1 protein-coding gene is annotated in these 745 nt (G+C 58.0%); it reads right to left on the reverse strand.

Annotation, left to right across the window (positions count from 1 at the left end; translation table 11 throughout):
• Positions 1–53: 53 nt before the first annotated feature.
• Positions 54–745: Gfo/Idh/MocA family protein (locus tag B3520_RS05285; RefSeq protein ID WP_286875568.1), on the reverse strand; the 692-nt coding region annotated here is incomplete at its 5' end.

Raw genomic sequence — 745 nt, forward strand, 5'->3', positions numbered from 1 at the left:
GTATACCCAGCCTCCGCAGTGCCTATGTAACGTTTCGGGAACTAGCAAGTGAGTTATAACTCAATCCGCTTACCATCCTCCCGGGCGGACTTGAAAATCGCCTGGACAATGCGAATATCCCTCAAGCCTTCCTCGCCGGGCACCATGACCGGCATGTCCTGCAAAATGGCCCGGGCATCGTCGTCCATCTGCGCGGCCTGCTGGTTGGCGATGGGTTTGTCCAGTTTCCTGCCATCGCTGGTGGCGCCCTGCACACCGTTGTAATTGGACATGGGCCGCAGGTAATAGGAACCCTCAGCGCAGGTCACCTCCAGCTTATTGCCCGGCTTCACAAAACTGGTCATACATTCGGCCACCGCACCACTGGGGAACTCCAGGGTAAAGTGGGTGGTGGAATCCACTTCGGTGAAGGCTTCGGGGTGGGTAATTTCATGTCGACCGGACACCGCTACCGGCTCCTCACCGGCGGCATAACGAGACCCATTAAGCGGGTAGACGCCCATATCGTACATGGCGCCACCGCCCATATCGGCACGCATCCGCCAGTTGTCCGGCGAGCGATTTTCGCCACCGGAGTATGCCGCCACCGCATCAATGCGCTCAATCGCCCCGTAGGGTTTGTCCTTGGCGAACTGCATCACCGTCTGGGTATTCGGCTCATGCTGCATCCGGTAGCCGATGCTCAGCTTCACGTTGTTTTTACGGCAGGCATCAATAATCTCCTGACACTCCGCCTCATCCATCG

The organism is Marinimicrobium sp. UBA4509 (genome assembly GCF_002388575.1).
Lineage (GTDB): Bacteria > Pseudomonadota > Gammaproteobacteria > Pseudomonadales > Cellvibrionaceae > Marinimicrobium > Marinimicrobium koreense.